Here is a 21,229-nt window from a genome sequence, read left to right as displayed (position 1 = left end):
GCCGCGGCCGCCGCGACAGAAGCTGTTTGCAATGGCAAGCAGACCGTCGCGGCGACAGCCACCGCCGCGACGCGTACCGCAACCTTCCACAATGTCCTTTTCCTGCATTTGCGTCTCCAATGAGCCATAACAAAATCCCCTCCCGGATCCGATCGAGTCGAACACTAGATCGTGACGGAGTCGTGAAGGGTGCGATTTTGCCGTTGCGAAGAGGACGCGGTTTCAGATCCAGCACAGCTTGACGTAAATACGCCTCATAAAATCGGGCGTAAAGTGGCAAATGGTGAAGATTTGATGCGCCCTACACGTTCAGATTGGCCGAAAGTGCTCGACGTTCTACACAGTTAGCGCGAAGATCGTGTAAACATTGCTGCTACCTTCCGTGCCCAACTGTGTTCCATAAGTCGAGTAGTTGGGGGATTTCCGCACATGCACTGGGGTGGGGGCGTCGATATGAGACGCATAGCGCAGCGGACACGGCTGATAGCCGTCGCGCTGGTCGGGTTTCTCTTTGCAAGTCTGCTGTCCGGGCCTGTCGTGGCAGCAGCCGAACTGCACCTGGAGAAGCTACGGGAGAGCGATCCCGTGCCGACGTCCGAAGTCAAGAAGCAGCCCGCTTCGATACACGATGAGACGCTTCGGCATCAGTGGAAGAAGCCGAAGGTCACCTGGCCGAAGTCTGGCACCGCGACCGCCAGGCTCTCCGGGGCCGATGCTCTCGGAACCGGTGAACTGCCCGTACGCCTGGCGCGCACTTCGGGCAAGGAGCGGCGGTCGAGTGGGACGGGACCGGACTCGGTCCAGGTCCAGGTACTCGACCGCGCGGCCACGCAGGATCTGGGCGTCGACGGGATCGTGCTCGCGCTCAGGCCCGCCGAAGGCACCAAGGGCGCCATTGACGTCCAGGTCGACTACTCCGGCTTCCGCAACGCGTACGGCGGCGACTGGGCTTCCCGCCTGACCCTGCGCGAACTGCCCGTCTGTGCCGTCACCACCCCTGGCAAGAAGGGGTGTGCCGTCGGGCGCACGCTGCCCACGGACAATGACGTCAAGGTCGGCTCCCTGAGCACCCGGGTGGAGCTTCCGGCCCCCGCACCCGCCACGCTGGCCCCAGCGCCGACCGCGCCTGTGGCGGCGTCCGGCCAGAACCTGTCGGTGGCCCAGGGGACCGTACTCCTCGCCGCGACCGCAGCGGAGTCAGGGCCTTCGGGCAACTTCAAGGCGACTTCCCTCTCCCCGTCCGCTTCCTGGGTGGCCGGCGGATCGAACGGCGCGTTCTCATGGAACTACCCCATCACCGTCCCGGACGTGCCTGGTGAGACAGCGCCGGACCTGAAACTCGCCTACTCATCGCAGTCAATTGACGGGCGTACCGCCTCCACGAACAACCAGGCCAACAACATCGGCGACGGCTGGTCGATGGAGCCGGGGTACATCGAGCGCCAGTACATCTCGTGCACGGACGACACGAAGAACAGCAACACCACCGCCAAGGTCGGTGACCTGTGCTGGAAGAAGGACAACGCCGTGATCAATCTCGGCGGCCAGTCCAACGTTTTGGTCAAGGACACGGAATCGGGCGAGTGGCACCTGGAGAGCGACGACGGCACGAAGGTCGTCAAGCTCACCAACACCGATCTGAAGAACGGCGACAACGACGGGGAGTACTGGCGCGTCACGACCCCTGACGGAACCCGCTACTACTTCGGTTACAACCGCCCCAACGGCTGGGCCACCGGCAAGGACGAGACGAAGTCGACCTGGACCGTGCCCGTCTACGGAAACCAGTCCGGCGAGCCGTGCCACGCCACCGCCTTCAAGGACTCATGGTGCCAGCAGGCATGGCGCTGGAACCTCGACGCCGTCATCGACCGGCACGGCGACGCCATGACGTACTACTGGGACAAGGAATCCAACTACTACGGCCGGAACGTCAACCCGTCGACCGGTGGCTCCACCGCCACTGTCTACGACCGCGGCGGCTCCCTCAAGCGCATCGAGTACGGTCTGCGCTCCGACAACTTCTACGCGAAGCCCGCGGCCAAGGTTGACTTCACCCTATCGCCTCGCTGTCTGAGCGACTGCAGCACCTTCGACAAGGCGCACGCGAAGAACTGGCCCGATGTCCCGTTCGACCGCTACTGCGCCTCGGGCACCGAGTGCAAGGACCGGTACTCGCCGTCCTTCTGGAGCCGTAACCGCATCACCAAGATCGACACCTCGGTGCTCACCGGCGGCACGTACAAGCCGGTCGACACCTGGGCCCTTACTCATCAGTTCCCGAGCACCGGTGACGGCAGCGACCCGGCCCTGTGGCTGGCTTCCATCACCCGTACCGGACACACGGGCACAGGCGACGTCGAACTGCCCCCCGTGACCTTCAAGGGCCATACGCTGCCGAACCGCGTCGAAGGCGCCACGACCGGCGGAGACCCCGACCCCGTGCCGGCGATGTGGCGCTACCGCGTCTACGGCATCAGCACGGAATCGGGCAGCACCCTCGGCATCACCTATTCGCCGACCGACTGCAAGGCGGGGGACGTACCCACCCCCGAGAACAACAAGCGGCGCTGCTACCCGGTGAAGTGGTCGCCGCCCGACGCACCCGCCGCGAACTACGAGCCCTACCTGGACTGGTTCCACTCGTATGTCGTGACGCAGATCCTGGAGTCCGACAACACGGGCGGAGCGCCGGTCAAGGAGACCGACTACAGCTACCTGGACGGCATGGCCTGGGCGAAGTCCAAGGACGACGAGTTCACCACGGCCAAGCACCTCACCTACAGCGATCGCAAGGGCTACGGCCGCGTCCAGGTCCGCACCGGAGCGGCTCCCGACAAGCAGACGCTGAAGGAGTACCGCTACTTCAGGGGCATCGACGGGGCGGCTGTCAAGGACCACAAGGGCACCGCTATCACTGACAAGGAAGCCTTCGCAGGCATGACCCGCGAAGAGGCGACCTACAACGGTGTCGGAGGCAAGCTGGAGACCACCACCAGCTACGAACCTTGGATCTCCGCCGCGACGGCCACCGAGACCCGCTCCGAAGGGCTGCCCGCGCGCAAGGCGTACGCCACATCCGCCGGGAACCAGGAGACGCGCACCGCGGTGGGCGAGGACTGGCGCACCACCCGGATCGAGCGGACCTTCGACACGGTCGGCCAGATCCTGACCGAATCGGAGCTCGGGGACACCTCGAAGTCCGGCGACGAGCGCTGTACCACCACGACCTACGCCCGCAACACGGCCAAGAACATCCTGGGCCTCGTCTCCGAGGCCAAGACCGTCGCCAAGGCCTGTGGGACTCCCCCCGACCTGCCTACGGACCTGATCTCGGCCCAGCGGAACTACTACGACGGTGCGACCAGCCTTTCGACCGCCCCCGTCAAGGGTGACGTGACCCGGCTGGACGAACAGGACGCCGAGGGCACCGGGTACCTCACGACCGCCACCCACACCTATGACCAGCACGGTCGCGAGTTGACCGCGACCGACGCGCTGCAGAACACCACGACCACCGCGTACACACCCAGCACGACCGAGGCACCGACCTCGGTGAAGGTGACCAACGCGGCCCAGCACGAGACCACCACGTCGTACGACCCCGCCCGCGGCGTCGCTGTCGCGGAAGTGGACGCCAACGGCAAGCGGACCGATGCGACGTACGACGGTCTCGGCCGTCTGCTGAAGGTGTGGCAGCCGGGCTGGGCCAAGGCCGACCACGCCGACAAGCCGTCGGTCGAGTACGCCTACACCATCTCCCGTACCGCCGCCAACGCCGTCGCCACCAAGACGCTCAAGCAGAACGGCGACTACCGGACCACCTACCAGATCTACGACGGTCTCCTGCGCGAGCGCCAGACGCAGGCCCCTGCCACGGGCACCCAGGACCGCATCGTGACCGAGACGATGTACGACACCCGCGGCTGGGCCTGGCAGTCCTTCGCCGCCTACTACGCGTCCGGCCTTCCGTCTGCCACTCTTCAGTCCACAACGGTCAACAAGGTCCCGGCGGCCACGCAGAATCTGTACGACGGCACGGGCCGGGTCACCGACGCCCTGTCGCTGAAGTACGGCGACGAGCAGTGGCGTACGAAGAAGGTGTACGAGGGCGACCGCACCACGGTGATCCCCCCGAAGGGCGGCACCGCCTCGACCGCCGTGACCGACGCCCGCGGCCGTACGACCTCGTTGCTGGAGTACACCGACGCGGCCCGTACCACTTCGCAGAAGACGACGTACGCCTACGGCAAGTACGACGAGCCGAAGTCGGTCACCGACCCGGCCGGAAACACCTGGAAGTACACCTTCGACAGCCGCGGCCAGAAGACGGTGATCGACGATCCCGACCAGGGCGTGGCACGCAACACCTACGACGCCGAGGGCCGCATCACCGCGGTCACCGATGCCCGCAATGTCACTTTGACCACTCAGTACGACGAGCTCGGCCGCAAGACCGCCGTGAAGAAGGGCAGCACCGTCCTGGCCAAGTGGACCTACGACACGCTGGCGAAGGGGCAGCTCACGAGCAGTACCCGTTACGTGGACGGCGCCGCGTACACGACGGCGACCGACGCGTTCAACGACCGCTACCAGCCCACCTCGACCACGACCACCATCCCTTCCGCAGCCATGGGCCTCGCCGGGACGTACACCTGGACCTACGGATACAGCCCCGAAACCGGAGCCACGCTCTGGACCCGGAACCCCGCGATCGGCAACATCGCCGCCGAGCGGGTCACCACCAACTACAACAGCGACGATCTGCCCTTCCGGACCAGCGGCGCACCCGGCGCGCTGGTGTCCAACACCTCCTACGACGTGTACTCCCGCTCGCAGCGCCTTGAGTTCGGTGCCGCCGTGGGCAAGAAGGTCTACCGGACCCAGGTCTACGACGAGCACACCGGCCGCGTCACGCAGCAGATCACGGACCGGGATCTCGCCCCCCAGCGCGTGGACGACACCTCGTACGCGTACGACCCCTCCGGTAACGTCACCGGGGTGACCTCGGTCAGCGGGCAGGACGCGCAGAAGTCCACGGACACCCAGTGCTTCACCAACGATGTCCTGGGCCGGCTCACCGAGGCGTGGACCGCGAAGACGGACTGCTCAACCGCCCCTTCGAAGACCACCGTCGGTGGACCGGACGCCTACTGGCAGAGCTTCGGCTATGACACGCTGGGCAACCGTACGAAGCTGACCGACCACGCCACCACGACGGCGGGCGCGGACGCGACCACCACCTACACCCACCCCGCGCCCGGCACGGGTCTGCCGCACGGGGTGCAGCAGGCCACCGTCGCCGGCGGGCCCGACAACGGACGCACCAGCACCTTCGAGTACGACGAGGCCGGCAACACCACCAAGCGCACCATCGGCGCCACCGCCCAGAACCTGACCTGGGACGCGGAAGGTCACCTTGCCGCCCTCGCCGAGAGCGGCAAGACCAGCAGCTACCTGTACGACGCGGACGGCAACCGTTTCATCACCAGGAATGCCGACGGATCAAGCATCCTGACGCTGCCCAACGGCGACCAGCTCAACGTCGCCGCGAACGGCACCAAGACCGCCACCCGCTACTACACCCACAACGGCGAAACCGTCGCCGTCCGCACCGGCAGCACCATCTCCTACCTGATCAACGACCACCAGGGCACCGCGATGACCGCCGTCGCCGCCGGAACCCTCGCCATCACCCGAAGAAAGCAACTCCCCTTCGGGCAGCTCAGGTCCCAGCAGTCAGCGGCCTTCGGGAACCACGGCTTCGTCGGCGGAACCAACGACCCCACCGGCCTCACCCACCTGGGCGCCCGCGAGTACGACCCCGTTCTCGGCCGCTTCCTCAGCGTCGACCCCATCATCGACACAGCGGAACCCGCGCAGATGAACGCCTACAGCTACGCCCACAACAACCCGCTCACCAAGTCCGACCCCGACGGCCTCCGCCCCGACGGCCCCGCCGGCGGCGCGAGCTACAACGACGACCGATGGTCTGAGGACCGGGGCGGATACTCCGGCTACACCTACAAGAGCGGCAAGTGGGTCTGGCACTTCACCCCCAGGAGCTGGTTCGACCTCCGCTACCGGGCCTACCGGGCGAACCCCCGCAACTACAAGGTCTTCCACTACGACGCCAAGGCAGCGGCTGCGGCAAGGAAGAAGGCTGAGGCAGCAGCCCGGGCCAGAGCACAAGCAGAGCGGCGGCGACGAGATGGCGTCCTTGTCAGCATCCTCAAGGGTGATTTCGGAGCTGGAAAAGAAAAGATCAATAGCATGTCGCAGGCTGTCGCCAGGTTCGAAAGCCGCATTGCCGGCGAAACCTACGAAGTTCTAGCGCTTGTGGCTGGGGCAGAATGCCAAGAAAACAAGGGCCTGACGGTTTGCCAGACAGCTCAGCCCATGTACGGGCGAGGCGGCACCAACGTGGGCGGCACATACGTGACCGGTAAGGATAAAGCATACGTTACGCAGAAGAGGCTGGAGCATGAGCGGGTTCACACGAAGCAGTGGAACGAAAACGGCTTCTTCTACATCCCCCAGTACTTCGGCATCTTCGGGCAGGGAATCAACCCCTGTCACAACTCGTACGAGATCGAGGCCGGCCTGAAGAAGGGTGGATACAAGTGCTGAAACGGCCGGGCATATCAGCCATCGGCGCCCTGCTTGTCGTCGCGACCATGAGTTCGTGCCAGGGCCCCGGCCCGAGTTCGGTGAGATTCGGATACCGCTGGGACGGCTCGGGGAACGTCGTGATCGCCTACCCTCTCTGCCCAGGAGACAAGGTGACTGGAGCGCGAGTCACCGTGGAGCAGACGCATGGCGACGAACTGGATTTCAAAACACTGTGGAGCGCCAAGAAGCCCGTCTCTCAGGAAGTGGAGAGAGGCGTCTTCTCGGTCGGAACATCCAGCAGCTTCGGGACGGAGAAGCTACGCCTCCGAACGGCGCTTCCCCAGGGCTTCTACGTCGCAGCAGAAGAAGAGACTGCCGACGGTGATCCCACCTCTTCCAGAGAGGACTGGGTGGACCAGTCGATGCGACCGAAATTGCCTCTCAAGCCCGGCGAATACATCACGTCCCGCGGAAAGATCGTCAGCAGGCAGTGGGTGAACAACCAACTGCCTTGCAACCGCTGACCTGACCAGGCTCTTCGCAGCCGGACTCAGGCCAAGGGTGCTGGGGCCTTGGCAGCCGCCAAGGCCCCAGCGCGTCAAGCGATAGGCACGCGCAACAGGATGCCGACCCGAGCCCATGCGACGCGGACCTCGGCCGAGCCCTACCCAGTCAACGCCACGCGTCCCCCTCACCCCCCGAACCAACATCCGGCTCACGCCTCCCCCGCGCCCGGGCCCCGGCCCGGTTTTGCGCGTACGTGCATCCGCTCGCCCTGGGGGCCGAACAGGCTCAGGAACTCCACTGGTTCCGGGCCCGCCGGGCCCCACCAGTGGGGGGTGTGGGTGTCGAACTCGGCCGCTTCGCCCGCCGTGAGGACCAGGTCGTGGTCGCCCAGGACCAGGCGGAGCCGGCCGGAGAGGACGTACAGCCACTCGTAGCCCTCGTGCACCCGTTGCTCGACGGGGCCGGACGGGCTGGAGGGGTCGGTCGCACCCGGCATGACCTGCTTGTACGCGTTGACGCCGCCCAGGTGCCGGGTGAGCGGCACGAAGGTCATCCCGTGGCGCTTGAACGGGCGGAACGTGACCCGTGGGTCACCCGTCTCCGGCGCGCCGACGAGTTCGTCCAGCTGGACCCCGTACGCCTTGGCCAGCGGCAGCAGCAGTTCGAGCGTGGGCCTGCGGCCGCCCGATTCCAGGCGGGAGAGGGTGCTCAGGGAGATCCCGGTCAGCTCGCTGAGCTGCGTCAGCGTCGTCCCGCGCTCGGTGCGCAGGGCCCGCAGCCGGGGCCCGACGCCCGTCAGGACGGCCGTCAGCTCGTCGCCCCGCATCGCACCGCCCCCGGAGGCCGCCCCGCCCCCGGAGGCCGCCTCGCCGCGCCCAGACCCGTTCCGTCCGTTGTCCGCCATGACTCCATTTGCCGACCCGGCAAGCGGCCTTGTCAAACGGACCGGCCCCCGAGCCCTCAGCCCGCCGAGCCCCCCACCGCCCCCACCGACCCCGGCTCCGCCGGACCGATCATCGCCATCGACAGCCGAGTCAGCTCGCTGGTCAGCAGCCGGGGCGGCATCTGGCGGGGCCGCCGTCCGTGGTGGGCGAGCAGCTCGTCCACCGAACGGGTGAGCACCTTCACGACGACCGCCAGGTCACCGTCCACCGCGTGCCCGCGCCCCCGGGCGCGCTCCGCCTCGTGGGACAGGAACTCCGTCCACACGGAGCGCCACATCGTCAGGTGCTCGTCCATCGCCGGGCTGACGCCCAGCACCTCCACGAACGCCACCCGCGCCGCGTGCGGCTCACGCGTCACCGCCTTCACATACGCGTCGAACAGCCGGTACACCCGCTCCTCGGTCGGACACGTGTCCATGCCCTTCGCCGACAACTCCGCCTGCGACGCCTGCATTCCGGCCATCGCGACCTCGTCGTACAGGTCGGTGAGCAGCGCCTCGCGCGATTCGAACTCACGCTGGAAGTCGCGTACTTCCACCTGCGCGGCAGCGCACAGGTCCTTGACGGAGGTGTGTACGTAGCCGTACACGGCGAACAACGTCCGCCCGGCCGTCATGAGTCGCGCGCGGCACTGCGCGGGGTCGCGCACCGCTCGTACGCCGTCCCAAAGTTCCACCACGGCATCCACCACGGGTCCTCCTCAGACCGTCAGGCCCCCGCGCCCACTCTGCTCGCTCCACCGCGTCCGCGGTGGAACCGCCACACCGCCGAACGGCCGTACCTCCGGCCGTTCGTCGGAATCCTTCTCCAGGACCGCCGCGACCCGCTCCCGCCAGGAAAGGCGTTCCGGTTCTTCGGCGTCCTCGGCATTCTCGTCCGCCCGCGCAGGCGCCCACTTCGCGTTGTGCTTCTCCCAGGCCGCCTTCTGCGCGCACGGCCCGCACAACGTCTCGTCCGCGTGGGGGCGGAACACATGCTCCGGCCCTTCGCCCTCGCACGGCACGCACGGCCGCACCTCGGGCGCGTACGCCGGTTCTTCCGGCAGCTTGTGTACGAGCCGATGACGCAGGAACCCTACCGCCGAACGAACCCCATCCGCCGGTAGTTCACTCACCAGCGCGAGCCGCAGCTCCGTCGCCTTGACGCCGCGTCGCAGCCAGTCCGCCGCCGATTCGGCGAGGCCGCGCGCCTCGCGTACGCCCAGGTGCAGTTGTGGGTTCGCGTGCCGCAGCGACAGCAACACGCGCTCGGCCGCTACGACTTCTGGCTGCACCGGGGCGGCGGGCTCCGCCGCAGGAGGTCGTTGCGGTCGCTCCGGTCGCCGCGGCGGTTCCGGCGCCTGCGCCTTGGAGGGTGGGTGGGGAGAGTTCTCCTCGCGTTCTTCTTCCACCTCTGGTGGATAACCACCGACCGACCGGGTAACCGGTTGACCGCCCGTCGGTACCCGCTCACTCGGTGCCACCTGGGCGTTCGCGTCCCGCAGCAGCCGCGCGTCGGCCTCCGAGAGCGAAACGTTGGAGAACAGCTGGTCCGTCACCCACAGCCCGCCCTCACCCTGCCGCCGCCACTCGTGGACGAACCCCTCGTCCTTGAGCTGGCCCTTGGCCCTCTGGTACGCGCGGCCCTTGATCCCCAGCTTCTTCGCGTGATCGCTCAACGCCATGCCGGTCAGGCGGCTTTCCGGCAGCCCTTGCACGTACGTGATCAGAACCTTCGCGTCACTGCCGAGTCGCGGATGACGCACGATTTCGTGCGCGGCCTTCACATAACCGTAGGAAGGCGCGATAGCATGCCAAAGCATTCCGGTGGACTCCTGTATCCATCGACGAGTGAAGGCCCTCGGTCCGGTGTTGCTGCACCGCCGGGGGCCGCTCCGTGTGCCGTGCACACGGAGCGTAACTACGCAATCACCGTACCGCAAAAATCGAGTCCTCCACCACCTTCCTCACCAGCTCGAACAGCAGTTTCGTTTCCACGAACGGATCGTCAACTGTCGGGCGAGAGCGCCAGTCCAGCGGGTACGTGTGCCCGTGCAGCGCCGGTACGCCGACGAAGTCCGACCCCTTGCGCACGAGGGCATCCGCCCCGGCCGGCCAGCGATAGGCACTCGCGGTGCCGGGCGGCACGAGGAAGTACATGCTCCGCATCCCGATCCGGGAGCGGACGATCGGCCCGGCCTGGAAGTCCGTGAACTGCATGATCTCGTACGCGACTTGCTCGCCGAAGATGCCGGAGATCCGGACGGCGTCGAAGTGGATGCCGGCGTGACGCAGGACGTGACCGCTCGCGGGAATCCAGGCGTGCATCAGGTCCGGTGAATTTTTCTGGTCCATACGGAAAGCGTCGGCGCCCGCACGTACTGTGACCAGGGACACAAGGGAACTGTGCATCACTGTGCACTTGGAGGTGGCGCTGTGCACTCCAGTAGTACTGGCGGCGGGACCGCAGAGATGTTCGGCGTGCTGTTACGCCACTTCCGAGAGCTGGCCGGCCTCTCGCAAGAGGGCCTGGGGAAGCGGATCGGCTTCTCGAAGTCGCAGGTGGCGATGGTGGAACGGGGCCATCGACCACCGAAGGAGGACTTCGTCCAGAAGGCGGACGACGCGCTCAATGCACGGGGTGCACTGGTGAGGGCGGCGTCGAAGATGTCGTTCGGCGTGTTGGCCTCGTGGTTCGAACCCTTTGCCGAGGAGGAGGCGAAGGCGGTGGCTCGGTACGAGTACGATTCCAGCACCATCCCCGGCCTGCTCCAGACGGAGGCACACGCGTACGCCGCGCACAGGGGAGCGTGCCCGCCACTCGACGATGACGAGATCGAGCGCCTGGTAGCGGGGCGGATGGCACGGCAGGCCCTGCTGACGCGCAAGCCTCTGCCTGACATCAGCTTCGTCCTGGAAGCCAGCGCGCTCCGACGACCCATCGGTGGACGCGAAGTACATCGGGCTCAGCTCCGGCACCTGCTTGAGCTGAGCAAGCTGCGGAATGTCCACATTCAGGTGATGTCCCCCGACCGGGAGACTCACGTCGGTCTGAACGGGCCCTTCGTCCTGCTGGAGACCGATGACCGGCGGAGGCTTGCGTACCTGGAGGTGCAGGCTCGAAGCTTCCTTGTCAGCGAACAACCGCAGCTTGGAGACCTGTTCGCCTTGTATGGGATGCTGCGCACCCAGGCTCTCGGGCTGGAAGAATCACGCGAGTTGATCGAGCGGATAGCAGAAGGACTATGAGCACTGACCTGAAGTGGTTCAAGAGCAGCTACAGCGGGACCAACGGTGGCAACTGCGTCGAGGTCGCCCTCTCCTGGTCCAAGTCCAGCTACAGCGGCGAGGGCGGCGGCAACTGCGTTGAGGTCGCCACCTGCCCCCACACCATCCACGTGCGCGATTCGAAGGACATCACCGTCCCGGCCCTGGCTGTGTCGCCCGACGCCTGGACGGTGTTCGTCCAGCACGCGGCTACGGCCTGAGCCTGCGCACCTCGTACTGGAAGCAGCCGTACTCCACCGCCCGTACGTGGACGAGGGCGACGGCGGCGTCCGCGAACGCCTCGTACAGGGCCGCGTCCATGACGGCCTGGGCCTTGTCGGGGTCGTCGGGCAGCTGGACGAGCGTGCCCCCGGCGATGTGGCCGTCACCGCTGTAGCGGCGGAGGACACGTCGGGCGCCGGTCTCGGTGAACGGGTGCCCGGCGGCCGGGTCCGGGCCGGTGCAGCGGTCGGTGTGGATGAAGACCGGGCCCACCTCGTCGTACGCCCCCGGCTCGGCGCCCGTCTCCGCCGCCCAGCGGCGCAGCGGTGCGTACGAGACGAGCGCGATCCGGTCGCCGACACGGCTGCGGCGCAGGCAGCAGCGCAGGGGCGCGCCGCCCGCGTCGTCCACACGGCTGTGGACGCCCGCCCCCGCGTCGTCGCGTTCGCGGAGCCGGTCGAGGACGTGGGGGGCGATGGCGGTGGGCCGGAAAGTCACGTTTGTCATGGCTCCAGGGTGCGCGGCCGGGGGCGCCCGCGCTGGCGGTAAAACGACTTCGCGTTCGATCGGGCGGCTGCGATGATGCGCCGATGGACGCCCCGATCCCCGTAGACCTGGCCGCCTGGCCGCGCCGCGAGCACTTCACGCACTACCGCGAGCGTGTGCCGTGTACGTACTCGATGACGGTGGAGATCGACGTCACCGCGTTCACGGCCGCGCTGCGGGCCTCGCGGCGCAAGTCGTACGTGGCGCAGGTCTGGGCGCTCGCCAACGTGGTGAACCGGCACGAGGAGTTCAGGATGTGCCTCACCGAGTCGGGCGACCCGGCGGTGTGGCCGGTGGCGCATCCGGCGTTCACGGTGTTCAACGCGGACCGGGAGACGTTCGCGTGCGTATGGGCGCGCTACGACCCGGACTTCGGCGCGTTCCACGAGGCGACGGCCCCGCTGCTCGCGGAGCACGCCCGCGCCACGTCCTTCTTCCCCCAGGACACGTTCCCCCCGAACACCTTCGACATCTCCAGCCTCCCGTGGACCTCCTTCACCTCCTTCAACCTCAACATCGCGAAGGACGCGGACCACTTCGCCCCGATCTTCACCCTGGCCCGCTACGCAGAACGGGACGGCCGCGTCCTCCTCCCCCTGGCCGCCCAGGTGAACCACGCGGTCACGGACGGCTTCCACGTGGGCCGCCTGGTCCGGGACCTGGAGGAGTTGGTGGGGGACCCTGCGTGGGTGGACGCGTAAGGGGACCCGTACGAACCCTGGGGGCCATTGCCCGCTTGTTCATCCAATGATGTCCAGGGTCACGCGGTGGTGGAGCTGCGCCGAGGTGATCGTCACAAACACCGTCTCGCCCTCGGAGTTACGGGTGATGCCGACGATCCGGAATCCGGGCGCTCCGGCCGGGATGCCGAGGGCCGCGCAGATGGCCTCGTCCATCGGTTCGGCGGTGATTGCCGATTCGGTGCGCGCGATGTCCCACCCGAGCCAGTCCGCGACGCGGATGCCGGCCGGGGCCTTCGGTGACGCCTCACCGGCAGGAGTGAGCATCGGAGGGGTGCCTTCGTACCCATCGGGCACCTTGGCGGCGATTCCATAAGGCATCACAGTCATCTTGTGCTGCACCGGGACGCCGTCAACCGACCGGATGCGGGTGCGTTCAACAACGGTCGCGCCCTCCGTAATGCCCCACGCCGTCATCTGGGCCGGGGCGTCGAGCTGTCGTACCAGCGTCGTCTCCTCCGTCGCGGTTCCCTGAGCGGTCGGCTTCCATGCCTGGGCGATCGACAGGTCCGGGGGCGTGAAGGTGCCCAAATGGGCGTCGGTCTGGCGGGACGCCGTGACGCGGGTTCCGCTGCGGGCGTCGGTACGGACCAAACCGAGCGCGCCCAGTGCGGCGTAGGCGGCGGATGCCGTCTGCTGGCTTACTCCGTGTTCTGCCGCGAGGTCCCGCACGGTCGGAAGTTTGCTCCCGTGCGGGTACTCGCCTTCGATGATCTTCTGCCGTAGTTGCGCTGCGATCGCGCTGGCGTCCATGTGTGTCCTCCGGCTCGGCGGCGATGCCTGGCTCGGGCCCTGATGCTGTGTCAAGCCAGGACTTCAACTGTATTGACAGTGCTGGTCGCTGAGAACCAGTCACTGCTGACAAGGCAGAAGCGGACTGTATTGACAGCTTACCGGGGCTTCCCTACGTTCGAGGAACACCATCGCTCTCAAGGACGTCGCCGCCAGACCGGGTCAGTCAGGTTCACTACCATCGGCCGACGACGTCCCGGCCGGGGAAGGCTGGAAGCAGATGTGGCACGGTCCGCACGTCCATCAGCCAGCCCATGTCCCCTCCGCGCACCGCACGCCGCACGCTGCCGACACCCCTTTCGGCCTCGGGCCCGCGAAGGGCCAGGGAGACCTTCCGGAAGAACTTCACCAGCGCGGGCAGCTTGCCGGGGTGGATGCCGCCCCGCTCGCGCAGCGCGTACAGCGGCAGGAACCACTCCTCGAACAGCGTGCGCTGCACCTCGCCCAAACGGTGGACCTCGCAGAGTCGTGGGAGCAGCGGGTCACCGTAGGGCACCTTTCCGTGAACGGCGTAGCCCAGCCGGATACCGCTGTGGCTCCTGAACGGCAGGCCGTAGGCGGCGACGTGCGCGACGGCGGTCTCGGTGGCCAGCATGAAGGCACGCTCAGCGCCATGCCGCTCGGCCGCGGCCAGGACCGCGATGTGAAGAGCGGCACGGGGGTCGAGGACCGTCCCGGCCAGTCCGAACGGCGCCAGGCTGATCCCGTGCGCGCGGGTGCGGGAGAGGATGAGCTGGTCGGGAACGTTGCGGGCGATGTTCTCCAGGTGAACCAGACGCCGCCCGTGCACATCGTCCGGACCCAGTACCGGGGCGTCGGCGGATCTGCCGGCCGTGAGCTGGGGCGCGAGCTGTCTGACCAGGTCGGTACTGCCGCATGCCTTGCAGACCAACGAGCCGATGCCCGCCATGTGAGCGCAGGACGAGCACACTACGGTGGCCGTCCTCTCCACGCTCAGGACACCCGTCTCCAGCCGGTCCCGGATCAGGGCATGGGCAAGTCGCGCGACTACCGGGTCCGTGTCGGTGAACACCCCCGCCGCAGGAAGCACACCCTCGGGGTACTTCGCGCGGATGAGGTCATGCTCATGCTGGTACCGGTCCACGCCGGAGGCGAGCTCTGCCTGATGGCGCAAGTCGCCTACAAGGGTGACCGTGTTCCACAGATGGGGGACTGCGGGCTCGCCGAGGAGGCTGTTGAGGGCGGCGGCCGCGCGGATGCCGACTGCCTTGCCAGGCTTGTCGGCGAAGATGAAGTCACCGTTCTGGACGGGTCCGTTGAAGAAGACGATGCGCACGATCTCTCCTTATGCGGGAGGCTCGATGACCTGCTCCAACTCGTATCCGACTGTGACCGCCCGGTAGACGAGCACGGCGGCGTTGGGCAACTTGCGGGCGCGCGATTCCTCGACGATCTCGGTCACGGGGCGCTGCTCCAGGACAGCGCGCAGGCCGAGAATCGCGGTGTGGTGGGTGCAGGCGGCCACGTTCCGGCCGCCCTCGACGGCAGCGGAGGCGAGCAGGGCCAGGAACTCGGTTACCCGTGCGTGGACTCCGCCCGCCAGGGACTCACCATCCTCACCTGGTGGGGTCCACATGTGCTTGCGGCTGCGGCGGTCGTCCGCTCCTCCGGGAAAGGTGTCGAACAACTCCCGCATCGTCATGTAGGTGGCGTCACCGTAGTGCTGTTCGTTCAGCAGCCCCGTGACCTCCGCCTGAATCGTCGGCAGAGCGAGCTCGGCAGTGTCCCGAGCCCGCCGGTACTGCGAGACGAATACCTGCGGCCGTTCCCCCACTATCCGAGGCAAGGTCTCGCTCAGCCACACCGTCTGGCGAAAGCCCCGCGCCGTCAATCCGATGACGTCCCGCGACAGGGCGTGCGCGGCCGTGCCCGACCACGGGCGGGGGTCCTGGTAGAAGCCGTTGTGTTTGTCGGCGTTCTCGACCGACTCCGCGTGCCGTACCACCGCCAGTCTCATGCCGTCGAACGATAAGCCTTGATATCTCCCGAGAAAAGAGGAATGCGGTGGAAGACGAGTGGATGTTCGTCAAGAAGCGGACTGCGGCCGAAGGCTCCGTTTGGGTGAACCAGGATCGCTCCCGCTACCGGCGCACCGGGGGCCGGCAGCTGAAGAGCGAGGCGATGTTCCAGCAGCGGGTCGCCATCCTGGGATACCCCGTCCCAGCTGTCCTGGAGACCGGCTCCGACGATGCGGAGTTCTTCTTCGTAGAGCCCTCGCTCGGGCCGACGTCACTGCATGACGCGGCCCGGAACGCCGTCGGCGACGCCACCGGGCCGATGCCCGACGAGGTAGTCGACGCGGCTGCGGCCACCGGCGCACGGCTGCTCGCCGCCCAGGCCGCCCACGCCGAACCGGCCACCCGCGATGCGCTCGACACCTGGGTGACCGAGGCGGGTTGGACGGGCAATGTCTTCAACGAGAACCCCGACCTCGACACCCCCCACACCCGCGTCATGCTGGAGACCGCGCTGAACCGGCTCACCTATACGCCGATGTGCTGGGCCCACTACGACTACGGCCTGCCCAACGCGTTCCCCGCAGGCGTCATCGACTGGCAGCACCACGGGCTCGCCCCGATCGGCTACGACACCTACCCGGCCCTGGAGATCATCGCCTTCAAAGGCGGCGCCAAGGGCTACTACGCCACCGCCGCCCAGCGCGAGCGGTACACGGCCGCGCTCGACGAAGCCGCCCTGCGCGCCCTGGGGACCAGGCCGGGCCGGCACCTGGGCGAATTCCTGCTCGTCAAGGCCATGTTCTTCCTCGCGCTCATGAAGCCGGCCGACCTCGCAAACACCGACAAGGTCCTGAAATGGCACTACCGCCGTGCCCTGTTCACGATGGGAGTCGAGCAGTATGAGCGCACCGGCCGCATCGACACCGCCGCCTTCCCCAGCCTCGACGACTTCGCCGCTCAGCCTGAGCACTGCCGTGCCGACGGTGCGTGACCGGGACTACCTCCTGGACCGCCACGGCGTGGTCTTCAAGGTCATCGGCGATGTGCACCCGTCCACCCACTACCTCGGGTACGTGAAGTACTACCCGGACGACAAAGGCGACCGGCAGTTGTTCGGGCGCACCTACCGGCAGAACACAGTCGTCTCCAAGGCGTTCGGCATCCTCGCCAACCGGCCCGAGTGCTACCTGTACTCCGACACGATCGGCTGCGTCATCACCGGAGTGCCCCGCCAGGACGTCACCCGGCACTACTCGTGCCGCCACGCCCTGGCCGTCCTTCACCAGGTGCCCGAGCTCCTCGGCGAATTCGGCGTCTCCCGTGACCTTGAGGCCGTCATCGACCGTGTCGCTGAACTCGACGCCCAGGACGTGATCGGTGTGACCGGCTCATTCCTCGTCGGCTGCTTCAACGCACGTTCCGACATCGACCTCGTCTGCTACGGGCCCCGCGGCTACGAGGCCGCCCGCGAACTCTTCTCCGACCGTACGCTCATCCGCCCCTACGAGGGCGACACGCTGACCCAGCTCTACTTGCGCCGCGCGAAGTACATGACGGGCAGCTCCTTCGACGTCCTGATACGGCAGGAAGCCCGCAAGCTACAGGGACTCACGGCCGGGGCCGACGCGCACATCAACTGCGAGCCCCTGCGCGAGGACGGTGATGCCACCTTCACCGGCGTCACCACCAAGGAGGTCGGTGCCATCAGCGTCGTCGCCACCGTCACCGACGACGCCCAGGGCCTGGCCACGCCGGCGCTGTACGGGATCGGCGTCGACACCGTCATCCAGTCCACCGTCGACGACCCCGAAGTCTTCGCCCGCCGCATCACCCACATGCGTTCCTACCTGGGCGCGTACACCGGCGCGTTCCGCACCGGCGACACGGTCTACCTGTCGGGCCGGCTCGTCCATACCGAGGACGGGGCACGTTCCGGCTTCGGCATCGAGCTCACTCCGTGGAGCGCCGCCGAGTCCTACCTCGCCACCCTCGCCCGATAGCCTCTCCCGGACGACTCCCGGACGACTCCCGGCGCTTCCCGATCCGACGCCGCGCGCTCCGGGCCGAGGCATCTGCCGGGTTGGCGCCGTGTCCGGCACTCTTTCGGACCGTCTCCCCTCGAAAGGCTTGCTCATGAAGCGTGTCGTGGCCCGGCTCTGGCGGCTCATCCGGGGCCCGCTCCAATGGCGTGTGCTGTGGTTCGCCCACGCCAAGTTCATGGTCGGTGTCACGGGCGTCGTACGCAACGAGGCGGGCGAAGTCCTGCTGCTGAAACACCGCATGTGGCCGGCCGACCGCCCGTGGGGTCTGCCGACCGGGTACGCCGTCAAAAGCGAGGAGTTCCCGCAGACCGTGGTCCGGGAAGTCCGGGAGGAGACGGGTCTGGACGTGGTGCCGGGGCGGCTGGTTCGGGTGACCAGCGGCTACAAGCTCCGCGTGGAGATCGCGTACGAGGCTCTGTATGTCGGCGGAACGCTGAAGATCGACAGCTTCGAGATCCTGGAGGCACAGTGGTTCAGCCCGGACACACTCCCGGAAGGAATGCAGGAGTCTCACATCCAGCTCATCAAATCGAGTTCGCCGAACTGACGGAACTCGCCCCGAACGAGTCCGTCGCCGGAGCGCGCGCCTTGGCGGCCCGCAGAATGCGCTTCGGCGCCCGGCGGACCGCCCTACGCTTCGGCATCCCCGAACCCGCCGACGCTCTGCGGGGCTACTCCCCCGGTCGGCTTCGGGTGAGTTGCACCGACAGGTCGTTGTCCAGCGTGTAGTACGGGTGGGCCGACCAGTCGCCCACGCGGGTGTGCGGGTAGACGAAGACCTGTTTGCGGTCCGCCAGGTCGTCCAGGAGGCGGGCGGCCCGGATGCGCGGCGTACCCGTCGCGGGGTGTACGTACACGTCCCAGACGACCGGGGTGTCCCCTGGCTGCCCGCCCTCACCGGGTTTCGGGACCAGGGTGCCGTAGTCGACGGTGAACGTGAACTCCCGGTCGTCCGTGGCCCGGAGCGGGACGCGGATCTCGGCCGGGTTGCGGCCGCGGCGGTGAAGGGACGCCTCCGCGCCCTCGCCGAGGCGGGCACCGTACAGCCGGGCTGCGACGGTCATCGTGTCGCCCGAAAGGGTGATTCGGCCGGCCTCGGCGTGGGTAGCGCGATGCCAGGCGCGTATGGCCAGGCGGCCGTCCTTGGTGGCGTACGGAATGCGTACCGCCAGGGGCGTGGCCACCGCCCGTACGCCGTGGGCGCCGCCGCCCGGCATCAGCGCGCGCACGTCGCGCAGGCCCGGCAGCAGCGGCACCCGCTCCCCGTCCGGCGCGTCCACCACGTACGCGTCCCAGCGGCCCTCCTCCAGGGCCGGTTCCGTTTCCAGGACGGCCCGCCACTCCTCCGGCCCCTCGCGCTCCAGTACGAGGTGGCGGCCGGGCTCCTCCGGCTTCCCCTTTCCGGGGCGCCGCTGGAGCAGGAGCCGGGGCGGCTCGTCCTGGCCGGCGAGGCGGACCCGGATGAGCAGCCGGCCGTCCTCCTCCGCCGTCACCGCCGCGCGCGGGCTCTCCACCGGGTCGGTCACGTGCTCGCCGCTCATCGTCGTACCTTCCGTGCGGCCCGTACGACGGCACCGGCCGCCGCGAGCAGGGTGTCCCCGGCCGCGTAGCCGCTCGTCGTCAGGGCGCGGTCATGTGTGCGCGCTGCCGCGCGGCCGTCCCGCCGGGCCGCCAACAGCTCCTCGAAGAGCCGTTCGGCCTGGGCGACGACGGTGTCGGGGCGGTAGCGGAGGGCGTTGTCCCGCGCGGTGCGGCCCATGCGGCGGCGCAGTTCGTCGTCGGCCACGAGCCGCAGCAGGGCGCCGGACAGCGCCTCCCGGTCACCGACCGGGACGAGCAGGCCGTCCTCGCCGGGGCTGATGATCTCGCCGGGGCCGTACGGGCAGTCCGTGCTCACCACGGGCAGGCCGCAGCTCATCGCCTCGACGACGGTCATGCCGAAGGACTCGTACGAGGACGCCACCGCCCCGATCGAGCCCTTGACCCACTCGGCCTCCATCGGGGTGACCGCGCCCATGAGGAAGACGTTCTCGTACAGCCCGAGCCGGTCGATGAGCGCCCGCAGCCGGTCCTTCTCCTCGCCCCGGCCGTAAATGCGCAACGTCCAGTCGGGGTGCGCGGCCGCGACCGCCGCGAACGCCTCGATCAGCAGGTCGAATCGTTTCACCGGGGTCAGCCGCCCGGCCGCGACGACGATCCGGCCCCGGCCGTCCGCCGGCGGAAGCGTCGGTGCGGGGACGCTGTTGGGGAGTGCCTGCAACCGGACGCCCGGCAGCCGCATCTTCCGCCGGTACACGGCCGCGTCGGCCTCCGTGACGGGGGTGAGCGCGTCCAGCCGGGGGTACGCCTTGCGCAACGCGTTCCGCAGGCGCGGCGCGTGCTGGTCGAGCATCAGGTGCTCCTGCCCGACCCGGACCACCCGCTCGGGGGCCTGGAGCGCCAGGTGCACGTTGAGCCCGGGCCGCGTCCCCACGACCACATCCGCGTCGATGCCCGCCAGCGCCGCGCCGATGCGCTCATCGGTGAGCGCGCTGTACTCCCCGTAACGGTTCTCCGCCGCGGGGAACACCTTCGCGGGCGCCCGGTGCCTCGGGTCGTCCTTCTCATGCCGTAAGTCCACCAACGCCCGCAGCCGCACCCGCGGATCGAGCACGACACTCGGCCGCTCCCGGCTCCGCAACGCGGAGATGACCTCCACGTCATGCCGCTCGGCCAGCGCGCGGGCCAAGTTGAAGGTGGTGGTGATCGTCCCTCCTATCGCGTACGCGTTGTGTATGAGGAAACAGATCTTCATACCCAGAAGGACCCTCAACCCCACCCGGCGGTTGCGCTCTTGATCTCGTCGGTTACGAGCGGGTGAAGACGGCCACGTCGTAGCGTTCGAGGACTGGCCGGGGCTCGCCCAACGCCTCGCTTTGGGCCTCGGCCTCGGCCTTCAAGCGGACCAGGCCCCGATGGAATTCCTCATCGGTGAGATGGGTGAACTTCGACTGAGGCCGGCTGACCAGCCTGGCGTGGTACTCCGCCAGGTTCGCCGCGACCGGCTGGGCGAAGGAGGTCACCTCGTCCAAGGTGAGCCCGGCAGCGACGAAGTCGCCGACCACTTCCCCTTCGCTCGGGAAGCGTCGCTCGTCGATCGCCCGGAGCCGGGGCCAGAAGTCGTACACCAGCGCGTCCAGCCGTTCGCGGAACGTGGTGCGCACGACAACCCTTCCGCCGACGCGCAGCACGCGGACCAGTTCCCGGGCCGCTCGCCGGCGGTCGGGAATGTGATGGATCACGCGAGACATCAGGGCCAGGTCGAAGGCGCCCCCAGCGGCGGGCACCGCCTCCGCCTCCCCCGGCAGATACCGCACCGCGGGATGCGGATGATGCCGTCGTGCCTCGGCAAGCATCGCCTCCGACGCATCGACGGCCATCACCTCACTTCCCTCGATCCAACGCGCCATCGCGGCCGAGAAGACGCCCGTTCCCGATCCGATCTCGACGACGGACGGCGACGGCCGGTGCGCATAGGAAGCGATCAGCCCGACCCAGGCCCGCAGCGACGCCTCGGGCATCTCGTTGCCCCGCTGGACCAGCACGCGACGCTGCCCGCCG

General features: G+C 68.0%; 19 protein-coding genes. 8 read left to right on the top strand and 11 right to left on the bottom strand.

Features of this window, described 5'->3' with window-relative positions:
- The first annotated feature begins 453 nt into the window (after positions 1-453).
- A complete protein-coding gene (locus DNK56_RS20550) occupies positions 454-6,630 on the top strand; it encodes an RHS repeat domain-containing protein (RefSeq protein ID WP_111336886.1) in 6,177 nt (2,058 codons plus the stop codon).
- The gene (locus tag DNK56_RS34755) at positions 6,624-7,136 is read left to right on the top strand and encodes a hypothetical protein (RefSeq protein WP_146610447.1); all 513 of its coding nucleotides are present in this window, start codon (positions 6,624-6,626) and stop codon (positions 7,134-7,136) included. The genes DNK56_RS20550 and DNK56_RS34755 overlap by 7 nt, the downstream gene beginning before the upstream one ends.
- A 191-nt stretch (positions 7,137-7,327) precedes the next feature.
- Here DNK56_RS34755 and DNK56_RS20545 read toward each other — a convergent pair whose 3' ends face one another.
- The 4 genes from DNK56_RS20545 to DNK56_RS20530 all read right to left on the bottom strand — a co-directional run bounded on the left by DNK56_RS20545 (position 7,328) and on the right by DNK56_RS20530 (position 10,369).
- Entirely contained in the window at positions 7,328-7,945 is a 618-nt protein-coding gene (locus DNK56_RS20545; RefSeq protein ID WP_111339419.1) for a helix-turn-helix domain-containing protein, read from the bottom strand.
- Between the two features lie 134 nt (positions 7,946-8,079).
- Positions 8,080-8,754 carry a TetR/AcrR family transcriptional regulator gene (locus tag DNK56_RS20540; protein WP_111336884.1) on the bottom strand — a complete coding sequence of 225 codons (675 nt, stop codon included), beginning with the start codon at positions 8,752-8,754 and terminating at the stop codon, positions 8,080-8,082.
- Positions 8,755-8,763: 9 nt separating this feature from the next.
- Positions 8,764-9,864 (bottom strand): hypothetical protein, encoded by a 1,101-nt coding sequence (locus DNK56_RS20535; RefSeq protein ID WP_241990023.1) that lies wholly within the window; start codon positions 9,862-9,864, stop codon positions 8,764-8,766.
- A gap of 106 nt (positions 9,865-9,970) precedes the next feature.
- The gene (locus DNK56_RS20530) at positions 9,971-10,369 is read right to left on the bottom strand and encodes a hypothetical protein (RefSeq protein ID WP_111339418.1); all 399 of its coding nucleotides are present in this window, start codon (positions 10,367-10,369) and stop codon (positions 9,971-9,973) included.
- Positions 10,370-10,513: 144 nt separating this feature from the next.
- Here DNK56_RS20530 and DNK56_RS20525 point away from each other — a divergent pair, with 144 nt between their 5' ends.
- Both DNK56_RS20525 and DNK56_RS20520 read left to right on the top strand, forming a co-directional pair.
- Positions 10,514-11,290, top strand: coding sequence for a helix-turn-helix domain-containing protein (locus DNK56_RS20525; protein ID WP_111336882.1), 777 nt, complete (start codon positions 10,514-10,516; stop codon positions 11,288-11,290).
- Positions 11,287-11,529: a DUF397 domain-containing protein gene (locus DNK56_RS20520; RefSeq protein ID WP_111336880.1), complete on the top strand. Its 243-nt coding sequence runs from the start codon at positions 11,287-11,289 to the stop codon at positions 11,527-11,529. The genes DNK56_RS20525 and DNK56_RS20520 overlap by 4 nt, the downstream gene beginning before the upstream one ends.
- Here the strand turns inward: DNK56_RS20520 and DNK56_RS20515 are convergent.
- Positions 11,519-12,037, bottom strand: coding sequence for a DUF1203 domain-containing protein (locus DNK56_RS20515; RefSeq protein ID WP_111336878.1), 519 nt, complete (start codon positions 12,035-12,037; stop codon positions 11,519-11,521). The two genes, DNK56_RS20520 and DNK56_RS20515, sit on opposite strands and share 11 nt — an antisense overlap.
- A gap of 83 nt (positions 12,038-12,120) precedes the next feature.
- Between DNK56_RS20515 and DNK56_RS20510 the strand changes: the two genes are divergently transcribed.
- The gene (locus DNK56_RS20510) at positions 12,121-12,777 is read left to right on the top strand and encodes a CatA-like O-acetyltransferase (protein WP_111336876.1); all 657 of its coding nucleotides are present in this window, start codon (positions 12,121-12,123) and stop codon (positions 12,775-12,777) included.
- 39 nt (positions 12,778-12,816) lie between these two features.
- On the opposite strand, the gene DNK56_RS20505 is transcribed toward DNK56_RS20510, so the two are convergent.
- From DNK56_RS20505 to DNK56_RS20495, 3 genes are all read right to left on the bottom strand, one after another.
- Complete coding sequence (locus tag DNK56_RS20505) at positions 12,817-13,569, bottom strand: GntR family transcriptional regulator (RefSeq protein WP_111336874.1); 753 nt, start codon at positions 13,567-13,569, stop codon at positions 12,817-12,819.
- Between the two features lie 214 nt (positions 13,570-13,783).
- Positions 13,784-14,905 carry a hypothetical protein gene (locus tag DNK56_RS20500; protein ID WP_111336872.1) on the bottom strand — a complete coding sequence of 374 codons (1,122 nt, stop codon included), beginning with the start codon at positions 14,903-14,905 and terminating at the stop codon, positions 13,784-13,786.
- A gap of 9 nt (positions 14,906-14,914) precedes the next feature.
- Complete coding sequence (locus tag DNK56_RS20495; protein WP_111336870.1) at positions 14,915-15,586, bottom strand: histidine phosphatase family protein; 672 nt, start codon at positions 15,584-15,586, stop codon at positions 14,915-14,917.
- A 104-nt stretch (positions 15,587-15,690) separates the two neighbouring features.
- Here DNK56_RS20495 and DNK56_RS20490 point away from each other — a divergent pair, with 104 nt between their 5' ends.
- The 3 genes from DNK56_RS20490 to DNK56_RS20480 all read left to right on the top strand — a co-directional run bounded on the left by DNK56_RS20490 (position 15,691) and on the right by DNK56_RS20480 (position 18,176).
- Positions 15,691-16,578, top strand: coding sequence for a phosphotransferase (locus DNK56_RS20490; protein WP_241990022.1), 888 nt, complete (start codon positions 15,691-15,693; stop codon positions 16,576-16,578).
- On the top strand, positions 16,562-17,587 hold the full coding sequence (locus tag DNK56_RS20485; protein ID WP_241990021.1) for a hypothetical protein: 1,026 nt from the start codon (positions 16,562-16,564) through the stop codon (positions 17,585-17,587). The genes DNK56_RS20490 and DNK56_RS20485 overlap by 17 nt, the downstream gene beginning before the upstream one ends.
- A 133-nt stretch (positions 17,588-17,720) precedes the next feature.
- Positions 17,721-18,176, top strand: a complete 456-nt coding sequence (locus DNK56_RS20480) for an NUDIX domain-containing protein (protein WP_111336868.1) — start codon at positions 17,721-17,723, stop codon at positions 18,174-18,176.
- A 124-nt stretch (positions 18,177-18,300) separates the two neighbouring features.
- Here the strand turns inward: DNK56_RS20480 and DNK56_RS20475 are convergent, their stop codons facing one another.
- The 3 genes from DNK56_RS20475 to DNK56_RS20465 are packed head-to-tail and all read right to left on the bottom strand — an operon-like array spanning position 18,301 to position 21,213.
- Entirely contained in the window at positions 18,301-19,170 is an 870-nt protein-coding gene (locus tag DNK56_RS20475) for a hypothetical protein (protein WP_111336866.1), read from the bottom strand.
- On the bottom strand, positions 19,167-20,423 hold the full coding sequence (locus DNK56_RS20470; RefSeq protein WP_111336864.1) for a glycosyltransferase family 4 protein: 1,257 nt from the start codon (positions 20,421-20,423) through the stop codon (positions 19,167-19,169). The genes DNK56_RS20475 and DNK56_RS20470 overlap by 4 nt, the downstream gene beginning before the upstream one ends.
- A gap of 52 nt (positions 20,424-20,475) precedes the next feature.
- Positions 20,476-21,213 carry a class I SAM-dependent methyltransferase gene (locus tag DNK56_RS20465; RefSeq protein ID WP_241990020.1) on the bottom strand — a complete coding sequence of 246 codons (738 nt, stop codon included), beginning with the start codon at positions 21,211-21,213 and terminating at the stop codon, positions 20,476-20,478.
- Between the last annotated feature and the right edge of the window lie 16 nt (positions 21,214-21,229).

It is taken from the genome of Streptomyces sp. AC1-42W (assembly GCF_003248355.1).
GTDB lineage: Bacteria > Actinomycetota > Actinomycetes > Streptomycetales > Streptomycetaceae > Streptomyces.
The sequence above is the reverse complement of the archived record's forward strand: the minus strand, read 5'-3'. Positions and strand labels throughout refer to the sequence as shown.

What these genes read in the sequence shown, in the direction of transcription:
- DNK56_RS20550 (WP_111336886.1), top strand. Translation starts at nt 454, where the DNA reads ATGAGACGCATAGCGCAGCGGACACGGCTGATAGCCGTCGCGCTGGTC.
- DNK56_RS20545 (WP_111339419.1), bottom strand. Translation starts at nt 7,945, where the DNA reads ATGCGGGGCGACGAGCTGACGGCCGTCCTGACGGGCGTCGGGCCCCGG.
- DNK56_RS20535 (WP_241990023.1), bottom strand. Translation starts at nt 9,864, where the DNA reads ATGCTTTGGCATGCTATCGCGCCTTCCTACGGTTATGTGAAGGCCGCG.
- DNK56_RS20530 (WP_111339418.1), bottom strand. Translation starts at nt 10,369, where the DNA reads ATGCACGCCTGGATTCCCGCGAGCGGTCACGTCCTGCGTCACGCCGGC.
- DNK56_RS20525 (WP_111336882.1), top strand. Translation starts at nt 10,514, where the DNA reads ATGTTCGGCGTGCTGTTACGCCACTTCCGAGAGCTGGCCGGCCTCTCG.
- DNK56_RS20520 (WP_111336880.1), top strand. Translation starts at nt 11,287, where the DNA reads ATGAGCACTGACCTGAAGTGGTTCAAGAGCAGCTACAGCGGGACCAAC.
- DNK56_RS20515 (WP_111336878.1), bottom strand. Translation starts at nt 12,037, where the DNA reads ATGACAAACGTGACTTTCCGGCCCACCGCCATCGCCCCCCACGTCCTC.
- DNK56_RS20510 (WP_111336876.1), top strand. Translation starts at nt 12,121, where the DNA reads ATGGACGCCCCGATCCCCGTAGACCTGGCCGCCTGGCCGCGCCGCGAG.
- DNK56_RS20505 (WP_111336874.1), bottom strand. Translation starts at nt 13,569, where the DNA reads ATGGACGCCAGCGCGATCGCAGCGCAACTACGGCAGAAGATCATCGAA.
- DNK56_RS20495 (WP_111336870.1), bottom strand. Translation starts at nt 15,586, where the DNA reads ATGAGACTGGCGGTGGTACGGCACGCGGAGTCGGTCGAGAACGCCGAC.
- DNK56_RS20480 (WP_111336868.1), top strand. Translation starts at nt 17,721, where the DNA reads ATGAAGCGTGTCGTGGCCCGGCTCTGGCGGCTCATCCGGGGCCCGCTC.
- DNK56_RS20475 (WP_111336866.1), bottom strand. Translation starts at nt 19,170, where the DNA reads ATGAGCGGCGAGCACGTGACCGACCCGGTGGAGAGCCCGCGCGCGGCG.
- DNK56_RS20470 (WP_111336864.1), bottom strand. Translation starts at nt 20,423, where the DNA reads ATGAAGATCTGTTTCCTCATACACAACGCGTACGCGATAGGAGGGACG.